Here is a 14,366-nt window from a genome sequence, read left to right on the forward strand (position 1 = left end):
CCCACTCCACATTTTCGACAGAAGGTTCTCAAAGGAACATGGCAAACATCAGCATCGCTGACATCAAGGCCCTGCGCGAGCAGCTCGGCACGGGCATGGTCGACACCAAGAAGGCACTCGAGGAGGCCGATGGAGACATCGAGAAGGCCACCGAGATCCTGCGCCTGAAGGGTGCCAAGGGCAACGCGAAGCGTGCCGACCGCTCCACGAGCGAAGGCCTCGTCGCGGCCAAGGAGAACGGCACCAGCGCCACCATGATCGAGCTCGCGTGCGAGACCGACTTCGTGGCCAAGGGTGACAAGTTCATCGCCCTCTCCGACAAGGTGCTCGACGCGGTCGTCGCAGCGGGCGCCACCACGGTCGAGGAGGCCCTCGCGGCCCCCGCCGGCAGCCAGACCGTCGCCGAGCTCATCGGTGACGAGGCCGCCATCCTCGGCGAGAAGGTGGAGCTCCGCCGCCTCGCCGTCGTGACCGGCGAGCACTTCGCGATCTACCTGCACAAGACCTCCAAGGACCTGCCCCCGCAGGTCGGTGTCGTGCTCGGCTACACCGGCAACGACGCGGAGACCGCTCGCAGCATCGCGCAGCACATCTCGTTCGCCAACCCGGAGTACCTCACCCGTGAGGACGTCCCGGCGGAGGCCGTCGAGAACGAGCGCCGCATCGTCGAGGAGATCTCGCGCAACGAGGGCAAGCCCGAGGCCGCGCTCCCGAAGATCATCGAGGGTCGCCTCGGCGCCTACTTCAAGCAGGTCGCCCTGCTCGAGCAGGACTACGCGAAGGACAACAAGCTGAGCATCAGCCAGGTCGTCAAGGAGGCGGGAATCACCGTCACCGGCTTCGCGCGCTTCAAGGTCGGCGCCTAACAGCCTCATGAAGGAGTCCGGATCGTTCTCACGATCCGGACTCCTTTTCTGTGCGCTCGGTGGAGCGCTCGCGCTTCGCAACCACTACTTTTAACGAGATCGCCCAACGGAAGGACTCATACACGCATGTCGGAATCCAATAAGAGGCGCAGGGTCCTTCTCAAACTGTCCGGCGAGGCCTTCGGCGGCGGTCAGCTCGGAGTGAACCCCGATATCGTCAGCTCGATCGCCCGCGAGATCGCCCAGGCGGCCAGCGACGTCGAGGTCGCCATCGTCGTCGGAGGGGGCAACTTCTTCCGCGGCGCCGAGCTCTCGCAGCGCGGCATGGACCGCGGTCGTGCGGACTACATGGGCATGCTCGGCACGGTCATGAACGCGCTCGCCCTGCAGGACTTCCTCGAGCAGGCCGGCGCCGAGACGCGCGTGCAGTCCGCCATCGCGATGACCCAGGTGGCCGAGCCGTACATCCCGCGCCGCGCGGAGCGGCACCTCGAGAAGGGGCGGGTCGTCATCTTCGGTGCCGGCGCCGGCCTTCCGTACTTCTCGACCGACACGGTCGCCGCCCAGCGCGCGCTCGAGATCGAGGCCGACGTGGTGCTCGTGGCCAAGAACGGTGTCGACGGCATGTACGACGACGACCCCCGCACCAACCCGGATGCGCGCAAGATCGAGCAGATCAGCCACCAGGAGGCGCTGCAGCAGAACCTCAAGGCGGTGGACTCCACCGCGCTCAGCCTCTGCATGGACAACGGGATGCCCATGCGCATCTTCGGCATCGAGCCGGCCGGGAACGTCACGGCCGCCATCCTCGGCGCCGAGATCGGCACTCTGCTCGGCTAGCCGGGCGGGCTGCGCAGCCACGCGGCTCTAGACTAGAAACCGATTCACCGACTGAAGGAGAGACCGTGATCGCGGATGTGATTTCCGACGCCACCCAGCGCATGAGCAAGACCGTGGAGGCGGCGAAGGACGACTTCAGCACGGTGAGCGCGGGCCGCGCGAACCCGGCCCTCTTCCAGAAGGTCCTGGTCGACTACTACGGCTCTCCGACGCCCCTCAACCAGCTCGCCGGTCTGCAGAACCCCGAGGCGCGCGTGCTGCTCGTCACGCCGTACGACAAGTCGGCGCTGAAGGAGATCGAGAAGGCGATCGTCAACATGCCGAACCTGTCGGCGAACGTCGGCAACGACGGTGAGATCGTGCGCGTCACCCTGCCCGAGCTCACCGAGGACCGCCGTAAGGACTTCGTCAAGCTCGTGCGCAGCAAGGGCGAGGACGCCAAGGTCGCGATCCGCAACATCCGCCGCAAGGCCAAAGACGACCTCGACGCGCTCAAGAGCGAGGTCGGCGACGACGACGTGGCCCGCGGCGAGAAAGAGCTGGAGAACGTCACGCGCACGCACGTCGAGGCTATCGACGAGGCTCTCAAGCGCAAGGAAGCCGAACTCCTCGAGGTTTAGGCACCATGACCAACGGCACCTCTGGCGAACCGGACGACCCGGTCCAGCCGCGCCGCGGCAGGCCGGGATCGAAGGCGGAGTTCCGCGCTCAGGTTCAGGCCACCCGGGCCGATCTGGAACGACAGGTCCAGGCCCGCAAGGCTCAGCTCGATGCGACGAACGAGCGCATCGAAGCCCGCACCGGGCGCAACCTGATCCTCGCCATCCTGATCGGCGTCGGCGCCGGCGCGCTGCTGCTGATCAGCCTGATCTTCATCAAGCAGCTCTTCCTCGTGTTCGGCATCGGCATCGCGGCGTTCGCGTCGTTCGAACTCACGCAGGCGTTCCGCAGTGCAGGGCGGTTCGTGCCGCGCATCCCGACCATCGTCGCGGCGGTGGCCATCGCCCCTGCCGCGTACTACTTCCATGCGGGAGGCCAGCTCGTCTCGCTGTCGGCCGGCATCCTGCTGGTGTGGGTCTGGCGACTCATCGAGGAGGCTGCGCGCCCAGCGAAGGTGGGGCGCGCGCAGCTGGTGCGCGACCTGGGCTCGTCGGCCCTCGTGCAGCTCTACGTCGTGCTGCTCGCGAGCTTCGCGATGCTGCTGCTCGCCGAGGACCGCGGCGAGTGGTGGGTGCTGGCGTTCATCATCCTGGTGGTGGCCGTCGACACCGGCGCCTACGCGAGCGGACTGTCGTTCGGCAAGCATCCGATGGCGCCGACGATCAGCCCCAAGAAGACCTGGGAGGGCTTCGCCGGAGCGGCGGTCACCAGCGTGGTCGCCGGCATCCTGCTCTCGCTGTTCATGATCGAGCGTCCGTGGTGGTTCGGCATCGTCTTCGGCATCGTGATCCTGCTGAGCGCGACCCTCGGCGACCTCGCCGAGTCCCTCATCAAACGGGACCTGGGCATCAAGGATATGAGCTCGTGGCTGCCAGGGCACGGCGGCTTCCTCGACCGGCTCGACTCGATTCTGCCGTCTGCGGCCGTCACCTACGCGCTCTTCCTCATCTTCGGATGACAGAATGGGGGAGTGAGTACCTTCCCCCGTGCCCGGAAGTCGAAGCTCGGTTACGACACCGCGCAGGTCGACGAGTTCCTGCAGACCGCCCGCCTCGCCTATGACGGCGACGCCTCCGACAAGGATGCGCTGACCTCGGCGGACATCCGGCATACCGCGTTCGGCATGGAGAAGGGCGGCTACTCGACCACGCATGTCGACGCCGCCCTCGAGCGGCTGGAGGACGCCTTCGCGGCACGCGAGCGCGAGGCCGCCCGCGCGGCTGCGGGCGAGGCCGCCTGGTTCGAGGAGGCGCGCACGACGGCCCAGGTCGTGCTGAACCGACTCGACCGGCCGATCGGGCAGCGTTTCGACCGCGCGAGCGTCTTCACCTATGGCTACAACCGCACGGATGTCGACCGATTCTCGTCGCGCTTGGTGAAATATTTCCAGGACGGGAAGCCGATGAGCGTCGAAGAGGTGCGCACCGTGACGTTCCGCCCGCAGCGCGGCGGATACAAGGAGATCCAGGTCGATCTGCTGCTCGACAGCGTGACGGATGTGATGCTGGCTGTTCGCTGAAAGTGGGAGGCTCGTCTTGGCGATGCGTGATTTGTTCGTTATGGTCTTGTGATCGTGGGTAGACGAGTAGCAGAGTCAGAGATTGTTCCCCTGACTCCGGCCAACCCGGTCGGCGTCACGGTAAGGCGACCCCATGTGCGATCGCAGGCCGTGCTGTGGGGTTTCGCCTTCACAGCCGCCGTCGGATTCGCGCTGGTGAACGTCGTCGATCCCTACTCGGGTTCCGCGGCGACGCCGGCGTACGCCGACACGGTCCAGAGCACGTCGCGCTACGGCGACGCTCCCGTGCAGACGCTCGCTGCCACCGGCTCGTACACCACCTCGGTCACCCGCGAGGCGATCTCGGTGAAAGAGAAGCCGAAGCCCAAGCCGCCTCCGCCCCCGGCTCCCGCCGCGACCGATTCCGGCAGCAGCGACAGCTCGGACAGCGGCGACAGCTCCGGCAGCAGTGCTCCCGCCGCCGGCACTCCCGACCCCGGATCGGCCCAGGCGGCCGGCTATGCCGCGGTCAAGGCGCACGGTTGGGGCGACAGCGAGTACAACTGCCTCGTCTCCCTGTGGAACCGCGAGTCCGGCTGGAACGTCTACGCCTACAACGCCGGCAGCGGCGCCTACGGCATCCCGCAGGCACTGCCCGGAAGCAAGATGGCCTCCGCCGGCCCTGACTGGCAGACCAACGCCGCTACGCAGATCGCGTGGGGTCTGGGCTACATCCAGGGTCGTTACGGCACTCCGTGCGGCGCCTGGGGGCACTCCGAGAGCGCCGGCTGGTACTGACGCCCACCCGAAGAGTCGGCTCTTGCTGACGCCGGCCTGAAATGCAACCCCCGCGTCCGGATCATCCGGCCGCGGTAGCGTGGTCGCATGGAGTACGCACTCATCGGAGTGATCGGCATCGTCGTGCTGGTCGGGGTGTCCGTGTTCTCCAAACAGCTCGGGATCGCGACACCGGTCGTGCTCGTCGTGGTCGGCGTTGCCATCTCGTTCCTGCCGATCCTTCCGACCTCGTTCGAGGTCCCTCCGTGGGTCATCCTGACGATCGTTCTGCCGCCGTTGCTCTATTCGGCGGCGATCCAAGTGCCGCTGATGGACTTCAGGCGCAACATCGGGCCGATCTCGGTCCTCTCAGTCGTCCTGGTCGTTGTCACCGCGTTCGTCATCGGCTTCATCCTGTACGCGATCCTGCCGGACCTCGACCTCGCGGCCGGAATCGCCCTGGGGGCCGTGGTGAGCCCGACCGACGCGGTTGCGGCCACGGCCATCGCCAAGCGGCTCGGTCTGCCGACACGACTCGTGACCGTTCTCGAAGGCGAGAGCCTGGTCAATGACGCCTCCGCGCTCGTGCTGCTCAAGTCGGCCGTCGCCGCCACCGCCGCAACGGTGCACGTCGCCGCGGTCGCCGGTCAGTTCGCGCTGTCCGTGGTCATCGCCATCGCGATCGGCCTCGTGGTGGGCATCGTGACGGTCTTCCTCCGCTCGCGCCTCAACGACCCCGTGCTCGAGACAGCGATGTCGTTCGCCGTGCCGTTCATCGCCTACATCCCGGCGGAGAGTCTGGAGGCATCCGGGGTGCTCGCCGTCGTCGTCGCCGGCCTCTACACCGGCCACAACTCCGCACGGCGGTTCAGCGCCCAGGCGCGGATCGCCGAACGCCTGAACTGGCGCACCGTGCAGTTCCTCCTCGAGAACGGCGTCTTCCTCGTGATGGGCGTGCAGCTGAAGTCGATCATCAGCGGAGTGGAGACGCATCCGGCCGGTCTCGACGTCTGGGGCTGCCTGGCGCTCGGCCTGCTGATCTGCGTGCTGCTGCTGGTCATCCGGGGGCTCTTCATCGTGCCGATCGTGCTCGGACTGCGCGCCAGCCAGCGCCGGGCGGAGCAGATCGGCGACCGCGTCTCCGACGGCCTCGACAAGATGAACGACCGCCCGGAGCCGAGCACGGAGCGCGACAGGCGACGCTGGTCCCGTCTGCGGCGCTATCTCGAACGGCGCTCCGCCGACATCACCGAGATGCAGGATGCGTCGATCGGCTGGCGCGGAGGTGCGGTGCTGACCTGGGCGGGGATGCGCGGCGTCGTCACCCTCGCCGCCGCTCAGACGCTGCCGCGCGAGACCCCGTACTCGTTCCAGCTCATCCTGATCGCGTTCGTCGTCGCGCTCGTCACGCTCCTCGTCCAGGGCGGGACCCTTCCGTTGGTCATCCGGCTCTTGAAGGTGACGGGCTCGGATGCCGCGGCCGATCGCCGCGAGCTGGCCGGCCTGCTCGAAGAGATGAGCGAGGCTGGCCTCGGCGCGCTCGAGAACCCCGACGTCGGCCTCCCCGAGGGCGAGGTGCTCGACGAGGACGTCGTGGAGCGGGTGCGGCAAGACACGCTGCTGCGTGTCGAGGCCGAATGGGAGCGGGTGGAACGCGAGGAAGGCGAGAAGGAGAAGGCCGGCCCGCACGAGCAGTACCGGGCGCTGCGGTCGCTGGTGCTCGATGCCGAGCGCGACGCGCTGCTGGAGGCGCGCAGCCGCGGCAACTACCCGTCGCGCATCCTGACCAAGGCGCAGACGATGCTCGACTTCGACGAATCGCGGATGGCGCAGCGCGAGAACGATGCGTAGGCGGATGTCGCACGACGCGTAGCCGATGACGGATGAGTCACCACAGCCGTGTCTAGACTGGTGTGATGCCGCGCAGCAATCGTCCCCGAGGCCGTCAGGGCCACGGCCGCGATGATGACGAGGCCCTCGACCTCTCGCGCATCATGACCGGCTGGCGCCGCACCGAGGTGCGCCGTGGCATCGCGTGGAACGTGCAGCCCGTGTCGACGGTGCAGGCGCAGAAGAGCTACGTGTGCCCCGGCTGCGGTCAGGACATCTCTCCCGGGGTCGCCCATCTCGTGGCCTGGCGCGCCGACGGGGTGATGGGCGACGCGGCCGACATCGCGGCACGCCGGCACTGGCACTCCCATTGCTGGAAGATCAGCTGAGCAGAAGGACGCACGTGACCACTGAGCCCATCGAGATCCGGGGGAGCGTCGAGCTGCCCGCACGGCGCGAAGACATCGAGCTGCACACCCGCGACGGTCTGACGCTCGTCGGCGAACTGGCGTCGCCGCTCGACCGCGCGCCGGTCGCGACCCTGGTGACGCTGCACCCGCTGCCGACCGGCGGCGGCTTCATGGACTCGCACATCCTGCGCAAGGCGGCGGCGCGTCTGCCCGCCCTCGCCGACATCGCCGTGCTCCGCTTCAACACGCGGGGGACGGCGTCGCCACGGGGGACGAGTGAAGGCCGGTTCTCCCACGGCATCGAGGAGCGCTACGACGTCGAGGCCGCCATGCAGTTCGTCGCGGAGCGCGGCCTGCCGCATCCGTGGCTCGTCGGGTGGTCGTTCGGCACCGAGCTCGCCCTGATGTACGGGCGCGGCTTCCCGGTCGACGGTGTCATCCTGCTGTCGCCCCCGCTGCATCGTGCGAAGCCCGAGCACCTGGCCGCCTGGGCGGGCGACCCCCGGCCGATCGTGGCGCTCATCCCCGAGCACGACGACTACCTGAAGCCGGATGCGGCAGCCGAGGCATTCGCGCCGCTCCCGCAGATCGAGCTCGTCGATGTCGAGGGCGGCAAGCACCTCTGGGTGGGGGAGAACCAGACCAGGCGCGTGCTGAGCGAGATCGTCGAACGCGTCAATCCGTCGGCGCTGCCCCTTCCGGGCGAATGGCGTGACGGGACGGCGGTCTAGAGCTCGTTCTGGCGGGGGATGACGACCTGCTTGATGATGAGCAGGATGCCCGCCGCGAACGGGATGGCGATCAGGGCGCCGAGGATGCCGAGGAGCGTGCCGCCGGCGAGGGCGGCGACCACGACCAGGGCACCCGGCACGGAGACCGCGCGGTTCATGATGCGCGGGCTCAGCACGTACGCCTCGACCTGCATGTAGATGATGTAGTAGATGCCGGCGGTGATGGCCGTCGCCGGCCCGGCGAGCAGGCAGACCGCGGTGATGATGACGGAGCCCGTGATGGTGCCCACCAGCGGGATCAGTGAGAAGAAGAAGGCAATCGACGCGAGCAGGATCGGGAACTTCGCGCCGATGATGGTGAGGAAGATCGCGCTCAGGATGCCGTTGATGAGAGCCAAGGAGACCTGGCCCATGACGTACTTGCCGACGGAGTCGGTGATCTGGTCGCCGAGGTCGGAGAACCGGGCACGCTTCGACGCGGGGACCAGCTGGTACGAAGCACGCTTGATGCTCGGCAGCGAAGCGGTGAAGTAGATCGTCAGGATGATCACGATCAGGGCGCCGAACACGCCGCTGACGATGCCGACGCCGGTGGCCAGCACGGTCGAGGTGATGTTCGGCAGGTTCTTCTGCAGCCACTGCGTGACCGCGTCGAAGTTCTGCTGATTGACGATGCCGGGGAACTGATGCTGCAGATCGGTGTACCACTGCTGCGCCTTGCCCTCATTGACCCAGGTGACGATTCCGTTGATCAACTGGGTGAGCTGGTCGACGGCGACCGGCACGATCGCCCAGATCAGGCCGGCGAGCGCGCCGAGGATGACGACCAGCGTGATGACCAGGGCCGACCAGCGCGGGAACTTGTGGCGCTCGAGGAACGAGATCAGCGGCTCGATGCCGAGCGCGATGAAGAGCGCTGCGCCGATGTAGGTGATGATCGTCGCCAGGTTCACGACGGAGGTGAGGATCAGAATCCCGACGCCGACGCCCAACGTTCCGATGAGGCCGACCCTGAACGGGTTCTGGATCTTCATGCGGCCCCCTGGTGACGAACGTCAGTTGCTATCGGCGGAGACCTTCTCCGCCTGCTGCAGCACTCCTCGAAGGTTCTCGAAGTATCCCGCAACGGCTTCGCGCTCAATCCTAATCTGCGCCAGGCGTTCTTCCGCGTCCGCCACGAGGCGTTCGGTGCGCTCCTCGGCCTCTGCGACGAGCCCGGCGGCGCGCTCCTCGGCGTCGGCGACGATCTTCGCCGCCGTGGCCTCGGCGTCTTTGCGGGCCGACTTGACCGTGTTGCGGGCCTCGGTCTCGAAGGTGTCCGCCTCGGTGCGCGCCTGCGTGGTGCGCTTGACCGCCTCGGCCAGCTGCTGGTTGGCCTCGTCGAGGTACTTCTGGGTCTGGGCCACCGCCTCCTGGTGGCGACTCAGGTAATCCTTCTCCGCCTCGTCGCGCCGTGCCTTGAGTTCGACGTCGAGGTCGATGCGGGCCTGCTCGATCTCGCGGGTCTTCGCCTCGACGGCCTCGAGGGTCTGCGTGCGCAGCGTCGAGAGTTCCGCGTCGAGCGCTGCTCGTGCCTGGGCCGCCTCCTGCTCGAAGGCGCTGCGGAGCTCCGCGAGCTCGGCCTCGAGCGCCGTCGTGGCTTCGGCCACCTCTGCGGCGAGCTTCGCCCGTGCCTCGGTGGTTTCGCGCTCGAGGGCGATGCGGGCCCGCTCCGTGTCGTCGGCGAGGGCGACACGCGTCTCCTCCGCCTCTTTCTCGAGAGCGACGCGCTGCTGCTCAGCGTCGTTCGCGAGCGTGTCGGCGGTCGACTGCCGCTGGTCGGCGAGGTCGACGGCCGTGCGCCGCACGTCTTCGGCGAGTGTCGCCTGGGTGCGCTCGATCTCTTCGGCCAGCGACGACTTGGTCTGCTCGACCTCGGCGGCGAGGGCGGACTTGGTCTGCTCGACCTCGGCCTCCAGTGCCGAGCGGGTGCTCGTCACGTCGTTCTCGAGGGTCGACGTCGTCTGCTCGACCTCGGCGGCGAGGGCGGACTTGGTCTGCTCGACCTCGGTCGCGAGGGCGGACTTGGTCTGCTCGACCTCGGTCGCGAGGGCGGACTTGGTCTGCTCGACCTCGGTCGCGAGAGCGGACCTCGTCTGCTCGACCTCGGCGGCGAGCTGCGCCTTCGTGCTCTCCACCTCGGCCGCGAGGACGCTCCGTTCGCGGGCGACCTCGTCGGCGAGGCTGCTGCGGGTGCGGTCGACCTCCGCGGCGAGATCGGCACGCAGCTGCGCTGCCTCCGCGCTCAGGTCGCGGCTCTGTCGTTCGGCAGCAGCGGCGAGCTCCGCCCTGGTCTGCTCGACCTCGGCGGCCAGGCTGCTCGCGGTCTGCTCGCGGTCGGCGGCGAGGGACGCTGCGGTCGCGGTGCGCTCGGCCTCGAGCTCCGCGCGCGTGCGGGTCGCCTCGTCGCTGAGGGCGGTGCGGGTCTGGATCGCCTCGTCGGCCAGCGCCGTGCGGGTCTGGACCGCCTCGTCGGCGAGGGCGCTCGTGGTGGTGGCGACCTCGTCTGCGAGGGCGCTCTTGGTGCGGGTCACCTCGTCGGCGAGGGCGCTCTTGGTGGTGGCGACCTCGTCTGCGAGTTCGCTCTTGGTGCGCGTGACCTCGTCTGCGAGAGCGGACTGGGTCTGCTCCACATCGGCGGCGAGGCTGTTCCTGGTCTGCTCGACTTCGAAGGCGAGCGCCTTCTTCGTCTGCTCGACCTCGGTCTCGAGCGCCTGCCGGGCGGTCCTGGTCTCATTTTCGAGGTCGGCACGGGTCTGCGCCGCCTCGGACGCGAGTGCGACGCGCTGGCGCTCGACCTCGTCGGCGAGGTCGGCGCGGGCCTGCGCCGCTTCGGCCGCGAGCTCGTTGCGAGTGCGCACGCTCTCGGCCTCGAGGGAATCGTTCGTCTCCGCGACCTTCTTGGCCAGCTCGAGTCGCGTCTGCTCGGACTCGCGCTCGAACGCGGCGCGATCGTCGGCGAAGGCGTTGGCGAGCTCGGCCCGTCTTGTCTCGATCTCGCGGTCCAGCTGCGCGGCCTCGGCGCGGGCGGCTTCGGCCTCGCGCGTTGCCACGGCCTTGAGCTCCGCCGCCTCCCGGTCCGCCTCGGCGCGCACAGCGGCCGACTCGCGCTTGCTCGTCGCACGCACCTCCGCGGCCTCGGTGGCCACAGCACCGCGGATCGCAGCCGCTTCGCGCAGCGCATCCGTGACGAGGGTCTCTCTGTCGGTGTTCGCCTTCGCCAGTACCTCGGCCGCCTCGATCTGCGCGTCCTCGAGGGCCGTCGTCGCGCGGGCGCGGGCGTCGGCGAGCACCCGTTCGGCCTGCTGCGCGGCCGTCGACTTGATCTTGTCGACCTCCGCCGCGACGCCGTTGCGGAGCTTCTCGGCATCGATGTCGGCCTGGGCGATCAGGCGGGTCGACTGCTCCTCGGCCACCCGCAGGGTGTTCTCGAGCTTCGTTCCGAGACCGGAGAACGTGGGGCTCCCGACCTCTTCGATCTCGGCGTTGAGCTCCTCGACGCGCACCTGGAGCCGCTTGATCTCCTTGGCGGAATCGGCAGCCTGGGTGTTCGACTTGATCAGCTCGCGCCGCAGGTCTTGGACGGCCTTGTCGACCTCGTCCTTGTCGTATCCGCGGAAGACCTGTGTGAAGTTCGAATCGTCGGTGGCCACTGTTGTCTCTCCTGAAGTCCGAGGCGTGCACGCCACGTGGCTGCCGCACCGCCCCAATCCTACATTTCGAGCCCGACAGCTGCATCGGGGCCCTGTCGGGACCGCGACTGTCCAGGCAATCGTTAGGAGCCTCCCAGGGTGGTCGACTATCGTGTACTGACTGTGCCCGCCGGGCGTCCCGGGGCAACACAGAAGGAGCTTGTTTGCGTTTCGTACTCGCCATCGTCGCGTTCGTCGTGGCGGCCGTCATGATCGCTGTCGGCATCGCCCAGCGCACGGTGTTCGCACCACCCTCCCAGGTGGCCGTCTCCACGACCGTCTCGGGCGACCCCCGGTACATCGTCATCGACGGTACTGTGCTCAACGCGCATCCGGGCCAGCAGACGATGTCGGTCACCGGAGGCAGTGGTGGCAAGCAGGTCGTCGCGTACGGCCGCACCGCCGATGTGACGGCGTGGCTGGGCGATCAGGATTACACCCGGCTCACCCTGAACACCGCGAACGGCACCATCACGACCAAGAAGGTGACGCCGTCCGACCAGGGCGACGGCGGCTCGGGATCGACGAGCACCGCCACCCCCGCACCGACGGCGACACCGTCCGCGACGCCGAGCGCGTCCGCCGACACCTCGGCCAAGGCGGCGGTGACGCCAGGACCCAACCCGGCCGGCTCCGATCTCTGGCTCGAGGAGTTCGACGGCGACGACGCGAAGCTGACCCGGATGAACGTGCCCGACAGCATCAGCGTCATCGTGGCCGCAGACGGCACGCAGCCGGCGCCGAACACCGTGCGCGTCGTCTGGCCGCTCGACACGAGCACCCCGTGGGCCGGTCCGCTGATCGTCGGCGGGCTCGGACTGTTGGTCGTCGGCCTCGCCCTCTACCTCTGGGGGCTCTATTCGCTGCGCAAGTCGCGCGGCCCACGACGCAAGGGAGGAGGCGGCCCCAAGATGCCGAAGCTTCCCAAGGCGCCCCGATACAAGCCGTCCAAGGCCATCGAGGCCACCCCGAAGGGCCGGCGCTCGACCCGGCGCGCGCTCATCGCCGTTCCGGTCGTGCTCGTCGGCGCGCTCGGACTGACCGGCTGCACCTCCGAGTTCTGGTCGCAGTCCTCGGCATCGGCCGTACCGACGGCCAGCCCGATCACGACGGACCTGCCCAAGGCCAAAGACGTGATGCCCCCGAGCGTCACCGTGCCGCAGCTGGAGCGCATCATGAAGCGCATCTCCGCCACTACGACCCAGGCGGACGCGAAGCGCGACGCCACACTGCTCGCGACCCGCTTCTCGGGCCCGGCGCTCGAACTGCGCAAGGCCAACTACACGATCCGCACCAACAAGTCCGACGTCCCCGCGCTGCCAGCCATCTCGGCCGGGCCGCTCGCCGTGTCGTTGCCCCAGTCCACGGACACCTGGCCGCGCGTGGTGATGACCGTCGTGAAGCCGGCGCAGACGACGCAGGCGCCGATCGCGCTCACGCTCGTGCAGCAGACCGCTCGCAGCAACTACCAGGTGAGCTACGCGGTGTCGCTCGAGCCCAAGGCCAAGGTCCCGGACCTCGCGCCGGCCAGCATCGGCGCAGCGGTCGTGCCGCCGGACTCCAAGCTGCTCAAGCTGGCTCCCAACCAGGTGGCCGCTGCCTACGCCGACATCCTGGTGAACGGTGACAAGAGCAAGTACGCGCCCGATTTCGAGGCGACCGGCGACACCCTGCGCGGCGTGGTCGGCCAGGCGTACAAGGCCAAGGCGCTCGCGAATCTCGAGAAGACGGCGTCGCTGAAGTTCTCGCACGCGGTGGGGTCGACCCCGCCGACGGCGATGGCCACCAACGACTCGGGCGCCATCGTCTGGACGAGCCTCACCGAGACGGAGTCGCTCCGCGTCGTGGAGGCAGGGGCCGAGGTCGGCGCCGGTCCCACGTCCGCGGCCCTCTCGGGCGTGACGATGTCGAAGACGGGTATCGACACCACCTACGGCTACCAGCTGGCGTTCTACGTACCGAAGGCCGGCTCCGACTCGAAGATCACCCTCCTGGGCTTCGCTCAGGGCCTCGTCGCAGCGAAGGAAGTCAAATGAGCCAGATTCCGCCGAACGCCGCCAGCCTGCGCGGTGCCGTCGACCTGACATCGCTCGTCAACCGGGCCATGACGTCGGGGCAGACACCCGCAGCGGGGGCGGCGGACGCCGGCGCTCCCGACGGGGTCGTCGCCCTGCCGAGCCTGTACTTCGAGGGCACCGACGCCAACTTCAACGACTTCCTCGACCTGTCGATGACGGTTCCTGTCGTCGTCGACCTCCGTGCTGACTGGGCGGAGCCGAGTGCGCAGCTGTCTGCGGTGCTCGACCGGGTCGTCAAGGACTACGACGGCCGTTTGGTGCTCGTGCGTATCGACGTCGACGCGAACCCCCAGCTCGTCCAGGCGTTCCAGGCGCAGTCCGTGCCCGCGGTCGCGGCCGTCATCGGCGGCCGGCCCGTCCAGCTGTTCTCGGGCGCCGTGCCCGAGGCGCAGGTGCGCGACGTGTTCGAGCAGCTGCTGCAGCTCGCCGCCCAGAACGGCGTGACCGGACGTGCAGCGGTCGAGGGCGATCCCGCCGCCTCCGACGATCCGGATGCCGCTCCCGCCGAGCCCGTCGCCGAGCCGCTTCCCCCGCACCACGCGGAGGCGTACGAGGCCATCGAGCGCGGTGACTACGCGACCGCGATCGCCGAGTACAAGACCGCCATCGCGCAGGACCCGCGCGACACCATGGCCGTTGCCGGCCTCGCTCAGGTGAGCCTGCTCGACCGTCTCGACGGTAAGTCGATGGACGAGATCCGTTCCGCCGCGGCCGAAGGCCCGCGCGACGTCGATGCCCAGCTGCTCGTCGCCGACCTCGACCTCTCCGGCGGCCACGTGGAAGACGCATTCGACCGTCTGCTCACCCTGTTCCCGACGCTCGACGCTGCGGGCAGGGAAGTGGTGCGTACGCGCATCCTGGACTATTTCGAGATTGTCGGTGTGGACGACCCTCGCGTCGTGAAGGCGCGGGCTAGGCTGGCGTCGCTGCTGTACTGAGCGGGCC

13 protein-coding genes are annotated in these 14,366 nt (G+C 68.6%); 11 read left to right on the top strand and 2 right to left on the bottom strand.

All coding sequences use genetic code 11. From position 1 onward, the window contains the following. Positions 1-38 precede the first annotated feature (38 nt). From tsf to PKE84_RS16840, 9 genes are all read left to right on the top strand, one after another. Positions 39-866 carry a translation elongation factor Ts gene (gene tsf / locus PKE84_RS16800; protein WP_271178400.1) on the top strand — a complete coding sequence of 276 codons (828 nt, stop codon included), beginning with the start codon at positions 39-41 and terminating at the stop codon, positions 864-866. Positions 867-992: 126 nt separating this feature from the next. Continuing rightward, a complete protein-coding gene (pyrH, locus tag PKE84_RS16805; protein WP_271178401.1) occupies positions 993-1,706 on the top strand; it encodes a UMP kinase in 714 nt (237 codons plus the stop codon). 65 nt (positions 1,707-1,771) lie between these two features. Then, positions 1,772-2,326 carry a ribosome recycling factor gene (gene frr / locus PKE84_RS16810; RefSeq protein WP_271178402.1) on the top strand — a complete coding sequence of 185 codons (555 nt, stop codon included), beginning with the start codon at positions 1,772-1,774 and terminating at the stop codon, positions 2,324-2,326. 5 nt (positions 2,327-2,331) lie between these two features. Next, on the top strand, positions 2,332-3,324 hold the full coding sequence (locus PKE84_RS16815) for a phosphatidate cytidylyltransferase (RefSeq protein ID WP_271178403.1): 993 nt from the start codon (positions 2,332-2,334) through the stop codon (positions 3,322-3,324). 12 nt (positions 3,325-3,336) lie between these two features. Then, a complete protein-coding gene (locus tag PKE84_RS16820; RefSeq protein WP_271178404.1) occupies positions 3,337-3,885 on the top strand; it encodes a DivIVA domain-containing protein in 549 nt (182 codons plus the stop codon). Between the two features lie 135 nt (positions 3,886-4,020). Next, the gene (locus PKE84_RS16825; RefSeq protein WP_271178405.1) at positions 4,021-4,662 is read left to right on the top strand and encodes an aggregation-promoting factor C-terminal-like domain-containing protein; all 642 of its coding nucleotides are present in this window, start codon (positions 4,021-4,023) and stop codon (positions 4,660-4,662) included. Positions 4,663-4,749: 87 nt separating this feature from the next. Further along, positions 4,750-6,492 carry a cation:proton antiporter gene (locus tag PKE84_RS16830; protein ID WP_271178406.1) on the top strand — a complete coding sequence of 581 codons (1,743 nt, stop codon included), beginning with the start codon at positions 4,750-4,752 and terminating at the stop codon, positions 6,490-6,492. Positions 6,493-6,557: 65 nt separating this feature from the next. Next, positions 6,558-6,860, top strand: coding sequence for an Rv1322 family protein (locus tag PKE84_RS16835; protein WP_271178407.1), 303 nt, complete (start codon positions 6,558-6,560; stop codon positions 6,858-6,860). A gap of 29 nt (positions 6,861-6,889) precedes the next feature. Then, positions 6,890-7,612, top strand: coding sequence for an alpha/beta hydrolase (locus PKE84_RS16840; RefSeq protein ID WP_271178930.1), 723 nt, complete (start codon positions 6,890-6,892; stop codon positions 7,610-7,612). Here PKE84_RS16840 and PKE84_RS16845 read toward each other — a convergent pair. Both PKE84_RS16845 and PKE84_RS16850 read right to left on the bottom strand, forming a co-directional pair. After that, positions 7,609-8,646 (bottom strand): AI-2E family transporter, encoded by a 1,038-nt coding sequence (locus PKE84_RS16845; RefSeq protein WP_271178408.1) that lies wholly within the window; start codon positions 8,644-8,646, stop codon positions 7,609-7,611. The genes PKE84_RS16840 and PKE84_RS16845 overlap by 4 nt on opposite strands. 21 nt (positions 8,647-8,667) lie before the next feature. Next, positions 8,668-11,304, bottom strand: coding sequence for a hypothetical protein (locus PKE84_RS16850; RefSeq protein ID WP_271178409.1), 2,637 nt, complete (start codon positions 11,302-11,304; stop codon positions 8,668-8,670). A 203-nt stretch (positions 11,305-11,507) separates the two neighbouring features. Here PKE84_RS16850 and PKE84_RS16855 point away from each other — a divergent pair, with 203 nt between their 5' ends. Together PKE84_RS16855 and PKE84_RS16860 are read left to right on the top strand one after the other, a co-directional pair. Further along, on the top strand, positions 11,508-13,379 hold the full coding sequence (locus tag PKE84_RS16855; protein ID WP_271178410.1) for a DUF8094 domain-containing protein: 1,872 nt from the start codon (positions 11,508-11,510) through the stop codon (positions 13,377-13,379). Then, positions 13,376-14,359, top strand: coding sequence for a tetratricopeptide repeat protein (locus PKE84_RS16860; RefSeq protein ID WP_271178411.1), 984 nt, complete (start codon positions 13,376-13,378; stop codon positions 14,357-14,359). Before PKE84_RS16855 ends, PKE84_RS16860 begins: the two co-directional genes overlap by 4 nt. Positions 14,360-14,366 lie beyond the last annotated feature (7 nt).

It is taken from the genome of Leifsonia poae (assembly GCF_027921845.1).
GTDB classification, from domain to species: domain Bacteria; phylum Actinomycetota; class Actinomycetes; order Actinomycetales; family Microbacteriaceae; genus Leifsonia; species Leifsonia poae.

Bases quoted from the DNA above. Each gene is read 5' to 3' on its own strand.
- tsf (WP_271178400.1), top strand. From the start codon at position 39: ATGGCAAACATCAGCATCGCTGACATCAAGGCCCTGCGCGAGCAGCTC.
- pyrH (WP_271178401.1), top strand. From the start codon at position 993: ATGTCGGAATCCAATAAGAGGCGCAGGGTCCTTCTCAAACTGTCCGGC.
- PKE84_RS16815 (WP_271178403.1), top strand. From the start codon at position 2,332: ATGACCAACGGCACCTCTGGCGAACCGGACGACCCGGTCCAGCCGCGC.
- PKE84_RS16830 (WP_271178406.1), top strand. From the start codon at position 4,750: ATGGAGTACGCACTCATCGGAGTGATCGGCATCGTCGTGCTGGTCGGG.
- PKE84_RS16835 (WP_271178407.1), top strand. From the start codon at position 6,558: ATGCCGCGCAGCAATCGTCCCCGAGGCCGTCAGGGCCACGGCCGCGAT.
- PKE84_RS16845 (WP_271178408.1), bottom strand. From the start codon at position 8,646: ATGAAGATCCAGAACCCGTTCAGGGTCGGCCTCATCGGAACGTTGGGC.
- PKE84_RS16860 (WP_271178411.1), top strand. From the start codon at position 13,376: ATGAGCCAGATTCCGCCGAACGCCGCCAGCCTGCGCGGTGCCGTCGAC.